A 16,469-nucleotide genomic window follows, 5' to 3' on the forward strand; every position below is an offset into this window, starting at 1 on the left:
ATGGCTTATGCGTATCAACCCTTTGATTACCTTGCACCACCTGGACTAAAGGCACCCGAGTCGCGTCACAATGTGATCATCGTTGGCGCTGGTCCGGTTGGGTTGGCGATGGCGATTGAACTGGCAAATCACGGCGTGCCGGCGACGGTGCTGGATGACAACAATGTGGTCTCAGTTGGGTCTCGGGCGATCTGCTGGAGCAAGCGTTCGCTGGAGATTCTGGATAGACTTGGCGTAGGTGAACGATCCGTCACAAAAGGTGTGACTTGGAAAGTCGGGCGCACGTTTCACCGCGATAAAGAGGTGTTCAACTTTGATCTGCTGCCCGAGGACGGGCATAAGATGCCCGCGTTTGTGAATCTGCAGCAGTATTTCGTCGAGGAATATCTGGTGCAGCGGGCACAGGAATTGAACATTGACCTGCGCTGGAAAAATCGGGTGATTTCTGTGGATCAGAAAGCGGATTTCGTCTCGATTACGGTGGAAACCCCGGACGGATCCTACATGTTGGAGGCCGACTGGGTGATAGCCTGCGACGGCGCGCGCAGTCCGATCCGGGAAATGATGGGGTTGGAGTTTGACGGCGAATTGTTCGAAGAACGCTTTCTGATCGCCGACATTGAAATGCAGGGCGATTTCGCCAGCGAGCGTTGGTTTTGGTTTGAACCGAACTTCCATCCCGGTCAATCAGCGCTGTTGCACAAGCAGCCGGATAATATTTACCGAATAGATCTTCAGCTAGGCTGGGACACTGACCCCGAAGTCGAGAAGCGGCCCGAGAATGTCATCCCGCGTATTGAGAAAGTGGTGGGTCACGCCGATTTCAAACTGGATTGGGTCAGCGTCTACACCTTCCAATGCCGACGTTTACGAAACTTTGTTCATAATCAGATTTTGTTCGTAGGCGACAGCGCGCATGTCGTTTCGCCCTTCGGCGCGCGAGGCGGAAATGGCGGCTTGGGCGATGTCGACGCTCTCGGTTGGCGGCTGGCGGCGGTGATAAATGGTGCGGCTGCACCTGAAACCCTACAGGGGTATGATCGCGAACGGTGCTACGGCGCGGATGAAAATTTGCTGAATTCCAGCCGCTCAACGCGCTTTATGTCGCCGGAAGCGGGCGTAGAGCGCTTGTTTCGCGATGCGGTTTTGCACCTTGCGGCACGGGCAGATTTTGCGCGGCCAATGGTGAATTCTGGGCGATTGTCGAAGCCCTGTATTTATCCGCTGGATGCGCCCGATGCCGATCTTCCGGTAGGCGCGCGACCGGGGGCTGTGGCACCAGATGCGCCACTGAAAAACGGTTGGATGACCGAGGCTTTAGGGCGCGATTTCGTGCTGTTGGTGTTGGGCTGCGATGCCCCAGAGTTCGGCATACGAGTGGTAAAGCCTGTGCTGACGGATATGATCCGTAGGCGCTATCTGGGCGATCAGCCACAGGCGGTTTACCTGATCAGACCCGATCAGGTGGTCGCGGCGCGCTGGCTTTCGGCCTCGGCAGCTGAGATAGAAGCCGCCTTGGAGCAAAGTTGGGAAGGCTGAGATGATATTGAATACCAAAACAAATATTGCAGATTCAGACGGCTTTTACGCCGACCTTCTAGCTGCGCATCGGGGTCTGCCTGAGGCAGAAAGTCATGCCATGAACGCGCGGCTTGTGTTGATTTTGGCCAATCACATCGGCGACGCTGAGGTATTAACTCAGGCTTTGGCCCTGGCAAAGGCGGGGAGCTAAACCCTATTCGGGCAGTAACGCCACGCGTCCGGCTATGGTCAGTTTAAACACCTCACGACCCTCCAGAACCAACGCCGTCAAGGGCCCACCGTAAGCAGCGCTCGAGTCGATATTGACCCGATTGCCGTAATGCATTGGGGCATCCAGCGCGGTATGGCCATGCACGATCAGCGCGCCAAAATCGCGGGTGTCGTCAAGGAACCCTTTGCGGATCCAGACCAAGTCATCCTCGGTCTGTTGCTCAATCGGGATGCCGGGACGGATGCCGGCGTGGACATAAATTACCCCGCCGCGCTGGTAGTACGTCGAGCGGGATTCGAGGAATTGCAGATGAGCCTCGGGCACGGCGGCCACAGCCTCGGCATGCACCGGGGCCAGCGGGCGATCTGCGGCGTTTTTCACGCCGTAGGATTCCAAAGTTGCCGCTCCGCCGATCTTGGGGTGTAAATAGGATAGGTCGGTGCGCAGGCACGGGTCGTGGTAATTGATGTCGCGGATGTAGTTTGTGAACATGCGGTCATGATTGCCTTTGAGTACCACCCAATCTTGCCCGGCCTCGACCCCTGTGCGCAAGTATTCAACCACGCCCCGGCAATCCGGACCGCGATCAACCAGATCACCGACATGCACAATCGGGGCTGCGCCATGTTTTGCTTGATCAGCGGCAATCCAAGAATGAACCTCTCGCAGAAGTTCAATATGGCCGTGAATGTCGCCGATGGCATAGGTTCTCATGCGCGCCTCTCAGTGCAAAGGCTGGGGGCTTCACGCCCCCGGACCCGTGTTGGATATTTGCGCCAAACCAAAAGCGCAAGCCGATCACGCCACGTCGAATTGCAGCGCTTTCACCGATTGGAACATGCCAGTGGATTCGAGGGTTTCCAGCACCTTGGGGTCGATGACTTGGTCAAGATACAAGATCGCGATAGCCTGTTTGCCGATGCCCTCGCGGCCCAAGGTAAAGTTTGCGATGTTGACGTTGTTTTTCGACATCGTCATGCCGAGAAGGCCGATGATGCCTGGCACGTCATCGTTGGTGGTGTACAGCATATGCTCGCCGATTTCGGCGTCAATGTTGATGCCTTTGATCTGGATGAAGCGCGGTTTGCCATCGCTGAAGCATGTGCCGGCGACCGAGCGTTCGCGTTTTTCCGTGACCATGGTGACTTTAATATAGGCGTCAAAGGTGCCGGTTTTGTCTTGGCGGGTGGTCGAGACTTGGATGCCTTTGTCTTTCGCCACAATCGGGGCCGAGACGAGGTTCACATCGGGGTTCTGGGTTTTCAGCACGCCCGCGATGACAGCCGAGTTCAGGGCGGCAAGATTCATCCCAGCTACGGTGCCATCATAGAGGATGTTGATTGCCTTGATCGGCTCCTCGGTCATCTGGCCGATGAACGCACCCAAGTGGCTGGCGAGTTTGATCCACGGCCCCATCACGGCGGCCTCTTCGGCGGTGACGTTGGGCATATTCAGGGCGTTAGAGACAGCACCCGTCAGCAGGTAATCCGACATCTGCTCAGCCACTTGCAGGGCGACGTTTTCCTGCGCTTCGGTGGTCGATGCGCCCAAATGCGGGGTGCAGACCACGTTGGGCAGGTTGAACAGCGGCGATTCGGTGGCGGGTTCAACCTCAAACACATCCAGTGCTGCCCCGGCAACATGGCCGGATTTCAGCGCCGCGGCCAAGGCGGCTTCATCCACCAGACCGCCACGTGCGCAGTTGATGATGCGCACGCCCTTCTTGGTTTTCGCCAGATTTTCCGCCGACAGAATGTTGCGGGTTTTGTCGGTCAACGGCACATGCAAAGTGATAAAATCGGCGCGGTGCAGCAGTTCGTCAAGTTCCACCTTGGTGACGCCCAGCGTCTTGGCGCGCTCGTCCGACAGGAAGGGATCGTAGGCGACGACTTTCATATGCAGGCCCACCGCACGGTTGCAGACGATGCCGCCGATGTTGCCAGCGCCGATCACGCCAAGGGTTTTGTTGAACAGCTCCACCCCCATAAACCGGGATTTCTCCCATTTGCCAGCTTGGGTGGAGGCGTTGGCCTCGGGCAACTGCCGCGCCACGGCGAACATCATTGCGATGGCGTGTTCGGCGGTGGTGATCGAGTTACCGAACGGCGTGTTCATCACGATCACGCCTTTTTTGGACGCGGCGGGGATGTCGACGTTATCCACGCCGATACCCGCGCGGCCCACCACTTTCAGGTTGGTGGCAGCGGCCAGCAACTTGTCGGTCACTTTGGTGGCAGACCGGATCGCCAAACCATCATACTGATCAATGATCGCGGCCAGCGCGTCTTTATCTTTGCCCAGCTTGGGCATGTAATCAACCTCGACACCCCGGTCGCGGAAGATTTGCACGGCGGTTTCGGAAAGTTCGTCGGATACGAGAACGCGGGGGGCCATGAGGGACTCCTATGATTTGCGAGGGGGATGGCGGGGTAAACCCCGCCATCCCGTTCAAACTTGCGCGGCGATTTCCGCGTCAAAGGCATGGGCGATCCACGGCATCAGCGCCGCAACATCGGCGGTTTCCACTGTGCTGCCGCACCAGATGCGCAGGCCCGCAGGCGCGTCACGGTACGCGCCGATATCATAGGCAACCTTTGCCTGCTCCAACCGCTTGGCGACAGCTTTGGCGAAAGCCTCGCCATCTTTGATGCGGGGATCGTTAAATTTCAGGCAAACCGAGGTCGTTGAGGCAATCGCCGGGGTTTCGGCAAGGTTTTGCAGCCACGGATTTGCAGCGCAGAAATTCCAGACCACTTTCGCGTTGGCCGTGGCGCGACCGACCAGACCGGCCAGACCGCCGACCGATTGCGCCCATTTCAACGACACGAGATAATCTTCCACCGCCAGCATCGAGGGGGTGTTGATCGTCTCACCCACAAAGATGCCTTCGATGACTTTGCCCTTGCTGGTCATGCGGAAAATCTTCGGCAGCGGCCATGCGGGGGTGTAGCTTTCCAACCGCTCCACCGCGCGGGGCGACAGGATGATCATGCCATGCGCGCCTTCGCCGCCCAGCACTTTTTGCCAAGAGAAGGTGGTTACATCCAGCTTGGCCCAATCAAGGTCCATCGCAAAGGCGGCAGAAGTGGCGTCGCAGATGGTCAGGCCTTGGCGGTCAGCCGGGATCGCATCAGCATTCGGCAGGCGGCAGCCAGAGGTGGTGCCGTTCCAAGTGAACACCACGTCGCTGTTGAAATCGACCATCGCAAGATCAACGATCTGGCCGTAGGGGGCGATTTTAACCTTGGCATCCAGCTTCAACTGCTTGACCACATCGGTAACCCAGCCTTCACCGAACGACTCCCACGCCAGCATCTCAACCGGACGTGCACCCAGCAGCGACCACATTGCCATCTCAACCGCGCCGGTATCCGAACCGGGGACGATGCCGATGCGATAGTCGGCGGGGACGCTCAGAATTTCGCGGGTCAGGTCAATCGCCTGTTTCAACTTGGCCTTGCCGACAGCGGCACGGTGCGAGCGCCCCAAGGGCGCATCACCAAGCATATCAAGGGTATAACCGGGGATTTTGGCGCAGGGGCCAGAAGAAAAACGCGGGTTTTCCGGACGCATCGCCGGGGCGGTGAAGTCAGCCATGGTATCCTCACAGATAAATGCCCTTCGTTGGGGAAGGGTGTCCCGACGCCGTGCATATTGGCCCCGCCGGGGTGGCGCAAGCCAAATAATCGCGCTATTCCGGCGCATCATCTGCAAAAACCGACACAAATCTCCACTATCGGAAACACGCATGTTCGTAGCCACTTTGCTGACCAACCCCAATCGCCCCGTGCTTGACCGTGTGACGGTTGAGTCTTTGCGCAATGCTTGGGGGGGGGGGGATGCGGTCTGGCTTGATCCGGGCGTGGCGGCAGAGTTCGCGGTTGAAACGATGCCCGCCAATCGTTGGGATGTGTGGCAGGGTCTGCAAGGAATGGGCGTTGATCTGGTGGTGCAACCTGCGGCGGGTCGGCGCAAGAAACTGCTGATCGCCGATATGGACAGCACGATGATCCAGCAGGAATGTATTGACGAATTGGCCGATGAAGCGGGCGTCGGGACCTATGTCGCCGGGATCACCGCGCGGGCGATGAATGGTGAGCTGGGTTTCGAAGGTGCTCTGCGCGAAAGGGTTGGCTTGTTGAAAGGCCTGCCCGTCACGGTGATCGCGGAGGTGGTGCGCGACCGCATTACGCTGATGCCGGGTGGGCCGCAGTTGCTGGCAACGATGAAGGCGAATGGCGCGCATGCAGCGTTGGTGTCGGGCGGCTTTACCGCCTTCACCTCGGCGATTGCCGGGATGCTGGGGTTTGACGAGAACCGCGCCAATATCCTGCTGATCGAGGATAACAAGCTGACGGGCCAAGTGGCGGAGCCGATCTTGGGTCGTGCCGCGAAGGTGACAGCGCTGGAGGAGATTTCGGCGCGATTGGGGATTTCGGTGGCGGATGCGATGGCGGTGGGGGATGGCGCGAATGATCTGGGGATGCTGGGGCTGGCGGGGGCCGGGGTGGCCTTGCACGCCAAGCCGAGCGTTGCGGCGCAGTGCGATTTGCGGGTGAACCACGGCGATCTGACGGCGCTGTTGTATATGCAGGGCTACGCCCGTGAGGAGTTTGCGCAATGATTATCCGGCCTGCCAGCCCGCAAGACGCCGAAGCGATGGTCACTCTGCAGAATGAGATCATCAGGATTGGCGGCACGACGGCCTATCAGACCCCTCGCGCGGCCGTGGATATGTTGCGCTATATTGCTGGCGCAAGCTTGGTTTCTTGCCATCTGGCTGATGAAGATGGGTTGGTTTTGGGATTTCAGTCCATTTCGCGATCAACGTCGTTGCCCGAGGGCTGGGGTGACATCGGCACGTTTGTGCAGCCAGGGCTGCAAGCGAAAGGCATTGGCGGCGCACTTTTCGCCGCCAGCCTCGCGTCGGCACGAGCGGCAGGATTGCAGGTTCTGAACGCCACCATACGCGCTGACAATGTTCCCGGGCTGGCCTATTACGGCAAGTGCGGCTTTGTCGAATACGAGTCGCAGCCGGATTGGGTGCTGGCGGATGGCCGCAAGGTCGGGCGGGTGAGCCGCCGGTTTGATTTGTGAGGCAGAGTGATTGATGTTTGAAATCGCGATGCATCTGACCCTGCTGCTGGTCTGCGCCGCTTTCGTTGCGGGGTTTGTCGATGCGATTGCGGGGGGTGGCGGATTGATCTCGGTCCCTGCCCTGCTGCTGGCCGGGGCGTCGCCGATTGAGGCTTTGGCGACCAACAAACTTCAGGGCAGTTTCGGCGCAGGCACGGCGGCGCTGGCCTATGCGCGGGCTGGCCATGTGAAGCCGATGGAGCAGTTGGGAATGGCGGCGGTTTCAGCCTGTGGTGGCGGTTTGGGTGCCCTAGTGGCGCATCTGATTCCTGCCGAGTTGTTGCGGTTGATCATGCCGGTGGTGCTGGTCGCGGTGGCTTTGTTTTTCGCGTTCAAGCCGGGGTTGACCGATGCGGACCGGGTGGAGCGCATCAAGCCTGCAGTGTTCACTTTCACGGCGGTGCCGATGATTGCCGCTTATGATGGTTTCTTCGGGCCGGGGACGGGTAGCTTTCTGATGCTAGCCTTTGTGATGCTGGCGGGGTTTGGGGTGTTGAAGGCGACGGCGCATACTAAGATGCTGAACTTTGCCTCGAATATCGGCTCGCTCGCGGTGTTTGTCTGGAGTGGGGCGACGTGGTGGGGGGTTGGGCTGGCGATGGCCGTGGGTCAGGTTGCGGGGGCGGCTTTGGGGGCTAAGCTTGCAATGCGGATCGGAGCACGGTTGATCAAGCCTTTGCTGGTGGTGACGTCGACGGCGATGGCGTTGCGGTTGTTGTGGCAGGCTTTTGGCTGAGGTCCCAACTCGGGACCAAATTTTATTGTTTTATGTCAGTAAGTTGACATAGGCCCGTTAAGGGATTTTTAACGCTCTCGCTTTGTGCAGAGGTAGAACTGGGGGTTTCACACCCCCAGACCCCTGCGGGATATTTAAGCGCAGAGGATAACAATTTTAGTAGAGTTTGCCTTCACATTGGCTCAAATACTCCACGGGGGTGCGGGGGTGTGAAACCCCCGGCATGAGTGGTGCAGCGCGTAGCGGCTGATATTTACTGCCCCCAATCGGCGGCTTGCATTTCACGCAGACGGCTGGCGGTGCGCTCGAACTCAAAGCTGCCGGAGCCTTCGATATACAGGCGTTCGGGTTCATCCGCCGCCGAGCAGATCAGTTTGGTTTTCGCCTCGTATAAAGCGTCGATCAAGATGACGAAGCGTTTGGCCTCGTTGTAGTTGCTGGCGGAAAGCTGCGGGATGTCTTCGAGGATCAGCACGCGGACGGCGGATGCGATGGCGAGGAAATCGGCGGGGCCGAGGGGTTTGGCGCATAGCTCCCAGAAGCTGGCGCGACCGATGCCATTGGCGAAACGGGGCAGGATGGTTTCACGGCCATTGACGGGCAAGCGGAGGGGTTCGCCGGGTGCCCCCCCTGTCAGGTCGCGCCAGATGGCGTTGATTTCGCCATGGGCTTTACCTGCGGGGTGGAAATAGACCTGCGCGCCTGTCAGGCGGTGTTGGCGGTAGTCGTTGAGCGAGGCGATTTCCGCGACCTCCAGCCGTTCGCGCAGCATGGCGATGAACGGCAGGAACAAGGCCCGGCTTAACCCGTCTTTATACAAATCCTCGGGTGGGCGGTTCGAGGTGGTGACGATCACCACGCCTGCAGCCAGCAGCCTTTCGAACAGGCGGCCAACGATCATCGCATCAGTGATATCGGTGATCTGCATTTCGTCAAACGCCAGCAGGCGGATATCGCGGCTGATCGCCTCGGCCACGGGGGCGATGGCGTCGTCAACACCGCCCTTGCGGGCCTCGTGCATGGCGTGGTGGATTTCCTGCATGAAGGCATGAAAATGCACCCGGCGTTTCTGCGTGATGTTCAGATGGATACAGAACAAATCCATCAGCATTGACTTGCCACGCCCGACACCGCCCCACAGATAAAGCCCTTTCGGCGGGGTCACGGGTTTGGCGAACAGGCCCGCGAACAGGCCGACTTTTCGGGTGGCATTTGCCTCTAGCCAGACTCGCAAGTCTTCCATCAGCGGCAGCAGCGCCAGTTGGGCGGGGTCGGGGCGCAGGCGGCCTGCGGCCACTTCGGCCTCATAAATCTCGGTCAGGGTCATTCGCATACCGTTGCATACCAGCGCCTCCGGGTGGAGGGAAGTCTGGGCCAGTTTAGATGCGGCAGCCGGGATGGCAATCTCGGGCTTGATCCGGCGCTGTTGGCGCTGCAAACTGACCTCAGGTTTTTCCTTTAGGCCGCCGCTGTTTTTTCTAGGTGGCAGATTTAGAAGCGCTATTGTGGGCCGAAACGCCCGTTGGATTGAGGTTTGCATGTCTTGGTATAGCAAGGTTGCGTGGAAGGAAGGGCTGTTCTTGCAGCCGCACCACTTGCAGCAAAGTGACCGCTATGTGGAAAAGCTGATCGAGGCGCGGGTGCGGCATGTCTCGCCCTATCCTTGGGGCATCGAGGAGATGAAGGTCAACCGCGACCGTCTGCAACAGGGGCGGATCGAATTGGCTTCTGTGGCGGGGATTTTTCCTGACGGGACGCCGTTTGAAGCGCCGGGGATTTCGCCTTTGCCTAGGGCGGTTGAGGTGCCTGCGGGGTCGGATGGGCTTGGGGTTTGGCTGACGTTGCCCGATCAGGTGATGAACGGTCGCGAGGTGGCGATGGAGGCCGAGGCGGGGTCTCGCTACGTTTTGGGGGCTGAGACGGTGGCGGATTCGGCTTCGGCTTTGCGGTTAGAGCAGCAGATTGAGGTGGCTTCGCCTCGGTTGGAGTTGGACATTCGGGCGACGGCGAAGCCCGGCTATCAGTGCATCAAGATCGCCCGGATCGTGGAAGTGCGCGACAATGTGGTGATTTTGGATGATGCGTTTCCGCCGCCTTTGCTGACGATTTCGGCGCATGGCGTGGCTTTGGGCTGGCTGGATCGGGTGATCGGCTGGGTGGAGACCAAGCTGGACAGTTTGGCGCGCTATGCGGCGGACCCTTCGGCGGCGGGCGGGTTGCAGGCGACGGATTATTTCATGTTGCTGTGTTTGAACCGTCAGATCAATGTGCTCAGGCATTTGCGGCAGAGCCGATATGTGCATCCTGAGCGGCTGTATGAGGAATTGCTGCGGTTCTCGGGTGAGTTGTGGACGTTTGATCAGGATAAGCGCTTGGCGCCGCCCTATGACGCCTATGACCATGCCGATCTGAAGGGATCGGTAGAGCCTGTCGTGCGCGATATTCAGCGGTTGTTGAGCCGTGATGTGGGCCGGGCGACGCGGTTGGATTTGGTGCAGGTGCGGCAGAATTCCTATCTGGCGCAGGTGCCGGATCGCAACCTGTTCCGCGATGCGACGTTTGTGGTCGAGGTGGAGAGTTCGCGGGCTTTGACATTGGTGCAGCAGCAGTTTCCTTTGTTGTGCAAGGTGGGGCCGAACACCCGGATGTCGGAGATTGTGAACAACAACCTGCCGGGGATCGAGTTGATCCATATTCCGACGCCTCCCCGGCAGATCCGGGCGGTATCGCGCAATGTGTATTTCATTCTGGAGAAGAACTCGCCTTTGTGGCGGGAGTTTTCGACCGCGCCGGCGATCGGGATGCATTTCGCGGGGGATTGGCCTGATCTGAAGATGGAATTGTGGGCCATCGTGGAGACGAAGGTATGAGCGGCAGCGGCGATGGCAAAGACAAGACCGTCATTGGCGGGATGGGGATGCCGTCGCCGTTGCCGGGGGGGGTGAACCCGATGCCGGGGGGGAAGCGGCAGTTCAGCCCGAATGAACGCACGGTGATTGGTGGGGCTTTGCCGGGGGCCGGGGGGGCGTTTGGGCCGGGTGGATTTGGACCGCAGGGCGGGATGCCGCCTGCGGCGTCGCCGGGGTTTTCGGGGGAAGCGGATGCTTGGGGCGTGCCTGCGCCTGCTCCCGCCGGTGGCGGTCAGGGCGGGTTTGCGCCGATCCCGCCCGCATCGACGCATCCGGGGGTGAATAGTCCGGGGTTTGGCGGACAGCCGTTTGGGCAACAGCCTGCACCACGGCCAGTCGCAGGGGCGTTTGCGCAACCGGATCAGTTTTTCCCGGATGCTTCGACCGCGCAGCCAACGAATTACGCCAATACCGGGCCGAAGATTGATCTGCGGAAAGCGCTGGTTGCCAAGGGTCTCGGCGCGGGCGGGCCGAAAAGCCCGATGCTGGCGGCGGCGGCGAACCTGTTGATTTTGTTCGGGCGGTTGCGGACTCAGATGGTCGAGATGGAGGCGGTTCCATTGATGGAATACGTCACCCGCGAGATTGAAGGGTTTGAGGAGAACTGCCTGAAAGGCGGCGTGGACGCGCATCAGACTCAGGTGGCGAAGTATCTGCTGTGTGGCACGGCGGATGATATAGTGCAGAATATCCCCGGCACGGATCGGCATTTGTGGATTCAATATTCGATGGTGGCGCGGTTTTTCAATCGGCGCACGAGCGGAGTGGGGTTCTTTCAGGAAGTTGAGAAGGCGTTGCAGGCCCCGGCGCAGAATTTCCAACTGCTGGAATTGGCGATGACCTGTCTTAGCCTTGGGTTTGAGGGGCAGTATCGCTCTGCCCCCAATGGCGCGGTGGAATTGGCGCGGGTGCGGGGGATGATTTATGACTCGCTGCGCCGGGTGCAGAACCGTCCGGACGACGATATCTCGCCGCGTTGGCAGCCTGTTATGGTGGGCGGGCGGCGACGGTTTGGCGGCACGCCGCTGTGGGTGATCGGATCGGTACTGGGGGTGGTGCTGATGGGGGCTTACTTTGGCCTCTCGACGCTGATCGCACAGGAGGGCTCGGTGGTGTCGCAACGGCTGTTGTCGCTGACGCCGACCTCGAAGATTTCGCTGGTGCGGGCGGTGGCGTTTACGCCGTTGGAAGTGGTTCCGGTGACCGAAAGCAGCCAGTTGGACCGCCTGCAACAGAAGATGAAGGACGATATCGCCAGCGGCTTGGTGAAGGTCGATATCAAGGGTGATTTCATCTTTATCCGCGTCAGCAATGCGGCGCTGTTTGCCAGTGGCAAGGCGGAAACCAAGCCTGAATTCAATGAGTTGGCGGCACGAATCACAGCGGCTTTGGATAAGGAGCCGGGGCCTGTTTTTGTCTGGGGCTATACCGATAACGTGCCAATGTCGGGGCGCGGGCGGTTCAAGAACAATCACGATCTGTCGCAGGCGCGCGCCGAAGCGGTGCAAAAGGTGCTGGCGGTTGGCATGACCGACCCCACTCGCTTTGAGGTTGAAGGCAAGGGCGAGGCCGAGCCGATTGGCGACAATACCACCGATGATGGGCGCGGCGCGAATCGTCGGGTGGAAATCATGATCAAGCGGGAAGAGACTTTGCAATGAAGTGGGTAAAGCTTGCGCTGGTTCTGATCGGGTTTTTGGCGTTTTCCGCCGTGGTCTGGTTCGCGGGCCCGCTGATTGGATTCGGCGAGTCGCATCCGTTTGATCCGGTTTGGGTGCGCGCACTGATCATTGGTTTGCTGGCGCTGGTGCTGCTGGTCTGGGGGCTGATTGCGTTTTTACGGCGACGCAAGGGCAGTGCTGCGCTGGAAAAGGCGATTGTCGTCGATGTGCCTACGGGCGATGGCCGCGAGTTGGCCAATCGGATGACGGCGGCTTTGAGCACTTTAAAGAAGTCTGGTAATTCAAAGACTTATCTCTATGATATGCCTTGGTATGTGATCATCGGGCCGCCGGGTTCGGGCAAGACCACGGCCTTGGTGAACTCTGAGATTAAGTTTCCACTGTCAGGCCAGCAGGGCGGCTTACAGGGCTTTGGTGGGACTCGATACTGCGATTGGTGGTTTGCCGAAGACGCGGTGATGATCGACACGGCGGGGCGATATACGACTCAGGATAGTGATGAGGGGACGGATAAGGCGTCTTGGACCAGCTTTCTGAATTTACTGAAGAAAAACCGACCGAAGCAGCCGATCAACGGGGTGATCTTGGCGATTTCGGTGGCCGATCTGATGAACGCGGGGCCGGACAAGATCACTGCCCACGCCGAGACGATCCGGGCGCGGTTGGGGGAAATTCACGAAACGTTGAAGGTGGATTTCCCGGTTTATGTGATGTTCACCAAGGCCGATCTGATCGCGGGGTTCCGCGAGTATTTCAGCAGCTTTGCGGCAGGGCGGCGGAAGAAGGTTTGGGGGGCGACGTTCCAGACCGAAAGCCGGAAGGAGCAGACTTTTGACCGGGTTGCGGGCGAGTTTGATGCGTTGGTGGCGCGGTTGTCGGATGAGGTTATTGATCGGCTTTCCGAGGAACCGGACGGCGTGAACCGGATCGCGATTTTCGGACTTCCCGGCCAGATGGCGATGTTGAAGGACGAGGTGGAATCGTTCCTGCGGCAGGTGTTTGAGCCGACGCGGTATAAGACGAGCGCGATCTTGCGCGGGTTCTATTTCACATCCGGCACGCAAGAAGGCACGCCGATTGATCAGGTTTTGGGTGCGATGAGTCGCAGCCTTGGCGTGCAGGCGCAGCTTTCGGGCAAGGGTAAAAGTTTCTTCCTGCACGATTTGTTAACCAAGGTTATTTTCGGGGAACAAGGCTGGGTTTCTTATGATCGCAAGGCGGTGCGGCGGGCGTCTGTGCTGCGAATCGGGCTGACCACGGCGATGTTTTTAGCCTCGGCTGGCATCTTGGGGGCTTGGGGGTATAGCTATCTGAACAATCGCACGCTGGTGGCCTCGGCGCAGGCGGCGATGGCGGATTACGAGTTGGCGGCGACCGAAGATTTGCAGGCGATTGAGGTGAAGGACACCGATTTTCTGCGTGTGAGCAATGAGTTGAAGCTGCTGCGCACAATGCCCTCGGGGTTCGAGTCGCCCGAGGAGCCGGAAGGCGATTGGACGCGCGGCTTTGGGCTATCGCAGCAGGGCGCGATCCGGCAGGCGGCGCGAGATTCTTACGCGCAGGCGTTGGAGCGGCTGTTGCGGCCGAGGCTGGTGTTGCGGGTGGAAGGCCAGTTGCAACAGTTCGTTTTGGCCAATGAGCCGATCCCGATTTATGAAACGTTGAAGGTGTATAAGCTGCTCGGCGGCGCTGCACCTGCGCCGCAGGATGATCTGGTGAAGACGTGGTTCCATGATGATTGGGAGCAGGTCTTGTTCCCCGGCATCAACGAGGAACCCGCGCGCGATATGCTAAACAAACATCTGGCGGCGATGTTGGAGCTGGATGATACGACTGCGCCGACGGTGGAATTGAACGCCGATCTGGTCGCCAAAGCCGAGGTGATTTTGGCCCGGATGTCGGTGGCGGATCAGGCCTATTCTTTGATCGTGGCTACCGCGCCTGTATCTGGTCTGCCGGATTTCAACGTGGTCGAACGCGCAGGGCCGGATGCGCGGCTGGTGTTTGAGACGGTGGACGGCTCGGACCTTGGCACGCTGACGGTGCCGGCTTTGTATACCTATGCCGGGTTCAATGATTTCTTTCTGGAGCAGTTGGCGGCGGTTGCGCATAAGCTTGAGACAGAACAATGGGTTATGGGGGAGCAGGCAGCAGCAGCGAAGGTGGATGAGCAGTTGTCGCGGTTGGGGCCGCAGTTGCTGGCGCGGTATCGGGAAGATTATCTGGCGGCTTGGGATGCAGTTTTGTCGAATATCAAACTCGCGCCGATGGCGGCGGATAAACCGGCTTATATGGCTTTGTCGGCGGCATCCTCGCCGACCACTTCGCCGATTTTGAAGCTGGTTGAGGGGATCTCAGCGGAGACGAAACTGACGCAGCCGTTGGTGCCGGAAGGTGCCGTGGATAAGGCAGCCGGAGAGGCCGATGCGGTGGCGGGGGCTATTTCTCAGGCGGGCAGCGATGTGACGCAGATGATCGCGAGCCGGACCTCTGGATTGCAGCGGATTGGCCTTGATATAGCTCTGGCGGCAGGAAAATCGCAGAAGCGGGCGGGCGCGGCTGCGGGGGCTGGGCCGACGATTCCGGGCGCGGATATTGAGGCGCAGTTTGCGGAATATCACGCCTTGTTGGAGGGCACGCCGGGGACTCGGCCGATTGATGCTTTGCTGAACTCGTTGGGGGCTATTCAACAGGGTTTGGTGATTGCGGCGGGGTTCAATCAGGCGGAGGCGAATGCGCAAATTCCGGCGCTGATTGGGCAGTTGAAGACGGCGGCGTCTCGGCTGCCGCCGGAATTGTCGCGGATGGTGGGCGAGGCGGTGGATAATTTTGAGGGCGATGCGGCCTCAACGGCGGTGGCGCAGATCAACGCGGATTTGACCTCGCAGGTGACGGCGGTGTGCGAGGGGATTGTCGACGGGCGCTATCCGTTTAGCAAGAGCCCGGCGCGGCAGGTGCCTTTGTCGGAGTTTGCGCAGTTGTTTGCTCCGGATGGGGTGTTGGATCGGTTCTTTAATGCCAACCTTGCGATCCACGCCAATATGGGCGCGGGGGATTGGACGTGGCGCGATGACAGCCCGCTGGCGAAGAAGCTGTCGTTGCAAAGCCTGCGGCAGTTTCAGAAGGCGGCAGCGATCCGGGATGCGTTTTTTCCGGGGCGATCTCCGGTCGTCAAGTTGGACATAACGGTGAACCAGATCACTGCGCATGACCGGATCAAGCAATCGATTCTGGTGATTGACGATCAGCCGATCCAGATGCGGCAGGCGGGAAATACGCCGGTTACCGTGACGTGGCCGGGTGGGGCGGGAAATACTTCGGTGCAGTTGTTGCCCGAAATGAACAACCGCGAAAGCCAGATCATGTATCAAGGGCCGTGGGCGTTGTTGCAGTTCATCCGCGATGGCAATCCGCGGCAGATTGGTGACGTGATGCAGGTGGATTATGTGATTGGCGGGCGCAATATCACCTATGAAATCCGGGTGAATGCGCTGGTCAACCCGTTCAACATGGCGGAACTGCGTGAGTTCCGCTGCCCGACAGGCCTGTGATGCTGGCGCTGTATGGCAAACATCCGTCGAAGGGAGATTTCATCGGCGGCGGTTTGCCGGTTCAAGCGGGGTTGGAGGGCTGGCTGGATTCGGCTTTGGCCGAGGCGCGGCATGGCTTGGATTCTGAATGGGAAGGCGTTTGGGGATCGGCGCGACCCTTGCGGTTCTGGATTGGGCCGAGTGTTTGGGGTGAGGCTTTGGCCGGGGTGCTGGGGGCGAGTGCCGATAAGGTCGGACGACGATATCCGTTGCTGATCGCGGGGTTTGGCGCAGAGTGCCCACCCTGCCCGGTGATTGACCCGGCACAAGACTGGCACGGTGCAGTTGAGGCGAAGCTGGTCGAAATGCTTGCGGGTGAGACTGCCGATCTGAACGGGTTTGCAGCCCCCTGCCCTACCGCGATGCCTGCTGGCCCGCCGGAGTTTTGGGCGGCTCGGCCCGGTGCGGATGTGGTGGCGCTGCTGGAGGATATCGCGACCACAGATCACCACCGCGCCAGCCACAATCGCAGTTATTGGTGGATCGCGGGGGATGACTTTGGCCATTCTCAGGTTTGGGCGGGTGAGGGTTTGCCCTCGGGCCATGTACTTGCGTGGTTTTTGCGCGGGTATGCCGAAAATGCTTAGGCAGGTTGGGGCTAGGCAGTTGCATAGGTTTCCGCCTAAGCTGACCAAATGTTTTCAGCCCGTTGGGCAAGGTTGT

General features: G+C 59.5%; 13 protein-coding genes. 9 read left to right on the top strand and 4 right to left on the bottom strand.

What is annotated here, in order from left to right; all coding sequences use genetic code 11:
- Together ACS5RD_RS01160 and ACS5RD_RS01165 are read left to right on the top strand one after the other, a co-directional pair.
- Positions 1-1,539 carry an FAD-dependent oxidoreductase gene (locus ACS5RD_RS01160; RefSeq protein ID WP_489929634.1) on the top strand — a complete coding sequence of 513 codons (1,539 nt, stop codon included), beginning with the start codon at positions 1-3 and terminating at the stop codon, positions 1,537-1,539.
- A gap of 1 nt (position 1,540) precedes the next feature.
- Positions 1,541-1,732, top strand: a complete 192-nt coding sequence (locus tag ACS5RD_RS01165; RefSeq protein WP_054008434.1) for a DUF2783 domain-containing protein — start codon at positions 1,541-1,543, stop codon at positions 1,730-1,732.
- 3 nt (positions 1,733-1,735) lie between these two features.
- Here ACS5RD_RS01165 and ACS5RD_RS01170 read toward each other — a convergent pair whose 3' ends face one another.
- The 3 genes from ACS5RD_RS01170 to ACS5RD_RS01180 form a co-directional block, all read right to left on the bottom strand.
- Positions 1,736-2,467, bottom strand: a complete 732-nt coding sequence (locus ACS5RD_RS01170; RefSeq protein WP_489929635.1) for a metallophosphoesterase — start codon at positions 2,465-2,467, stop codon at positions 1,736-1,738.
- 84 nt (positions 2,468-2,551) lie between these two features.
- Entirely contained in the window at positions 2,552-4,147 is a 1,596-nt protein-coding gene (gene serA, locus ACS5RD_RS01175; protein ID WP_489929636.1) for a phosphoglycerate dehydrogenase, read from the bottom strand.
- Between the two features lie 54 nt (positions 4,148-4,201).
- Positions 4,202-5,350 (bottom strand): phosphoserine transaminase, encoded by a 1,149-nt coding sequence (locus ACS5RD_RS01180; protein WP_489929637.1) that lies wholly within the window; start codon positions 5,348-5,350, stop codon positions 4,202-4,204.
- A gap of 151 nt (positions 5,351-5,501) precedes the next feature.
- Here ACS5RD_RS01180 and serB point away from each other — a divergent pair, with 151 nt between their 5' ends.
- From serB to ACS5RD_RS01195, 3 genes are read left to right on the top strand one after another with little or no spacing between them, the layout of a single operon-like run.
- Positions 5,502-6,377 carry a phosphoserine phosphatase SerB gene (gene serB, locus ACS5RD_RS01185; RefSeq protein WP_489929638.1) on the top strand — a complete coding sequence of 292 codons (876 nt, stop codon included), beginning with the start codon at positions 5,502-5,504 and terminating at the stop codon, positions 6,375-6,377.
- Positions 6,374-6,850, top strand: a complete 477-nt coding sequence (locus ACS5RD_RS01190) for a GNAT family N-acetyltransferase (protein WP_489929639.1) — start codon at positions 6,374-6,376, stop codon at positions 6,848-6,850. The genes serB and ACS5RD_RS01190 overlap by 4 nt, the downstream gene beginning before the upstream one ends.
- A gap of 13 nt (positions 6,851-6,863) precedes the next feature.
- Complete coding sequence (locus tag ACS5RD_RS01195; RefSeq protein WP_489929640.1) at positions 6,864-7,625, top strand: TSUP family transporter; 762 nt, start codon at positions 6,864-6,866, stop codon at positions 7,623-7,625.
- Between the two features lie 253 nt (positions 7,626-7,878).
- On the opposite strand, the gene zapE is transcribed toward ACS5RD_RS01195, so the two are convergent.
- A complete protein-coding gene (gene zapE, locus ACS5RD_RS01200; RefSeq protein ID WP_489931433.1) occupies positions 7,879-8,958 on the bottom strand; it encodes a cell division protein ZapE in 1,080 nt (359 codons plus the stop codon).
- Positions 8,959-9,163: 205 nt separating this feature from the next.
- Here zapE and tssK point away from each other — a divergent pair, with 205 nt between their 5' ends.
- From tssK to tagF, 4 genes are read left to right on the top strand one after another with little or no spacing between them, the layout of a single operon-like run.
- The gene (gene tssK, locus ACS5RD_RS01205) at positions 9,164-10,495 is read left to right on the top strand and encodes a type VI secretion system baseplate subunit TssK (RefSeq protein ID WP_054008442.1); all 1,332 of its coding nucleotides are present in this window, start codon (positions 9,164-9,166) and stop codon (positions 10,493-10,495) included.
- Positions 10,492-12,195 (top strand): type VI secretion system protein TssL, long form, encoded by a 1,704-nt coding sequence (gene tssL / locus ACS5RD_RS01210; RefSeq protein ID WP_489929641.1) that lies wholly within the window; start codon positions 10,492-10,494, stop codon positions 12,193-12,195. The genes tssK and tssL overlap by 4 nt, the downstream gene beginning before the upstream one ends.
- Positions 12,192-15,767 carry a type VI secretion system membrane subunit TssM gene (gene tssM, locus ACS5RD_RS01215; RefSeq protein WP_489929642.1) on the top strand — a complete coding sequence of 1,192 codons (3,576 nt, stop codon included), beginning with the start codon at positions 12,192-12,194 and terminating at the stop codon, positions 15,765-15,767. The genes tssL and tssM overlap by 4 nt, the downstream gene beginning before the upstream one ends.
- Positions 15,767-16,393, top strand: coding sequence for a type VI secretion system-associated protein TagF (gene tagF, locus ACS5RD_RS01220; protein WP_489929643.1), 627 nt, complete (start codon positions 15,767-15,769; stop codon positions 16,391-16,393). Before tssM ends, tagF begins: the two co-directional genes overlap by 1 nt.
- Positions 16,394-16,469 lie beyond the last annotated feature (76 nt).

This window comes from Cypionkella sp. PAMC25878 (assembly GCF_058135695.1).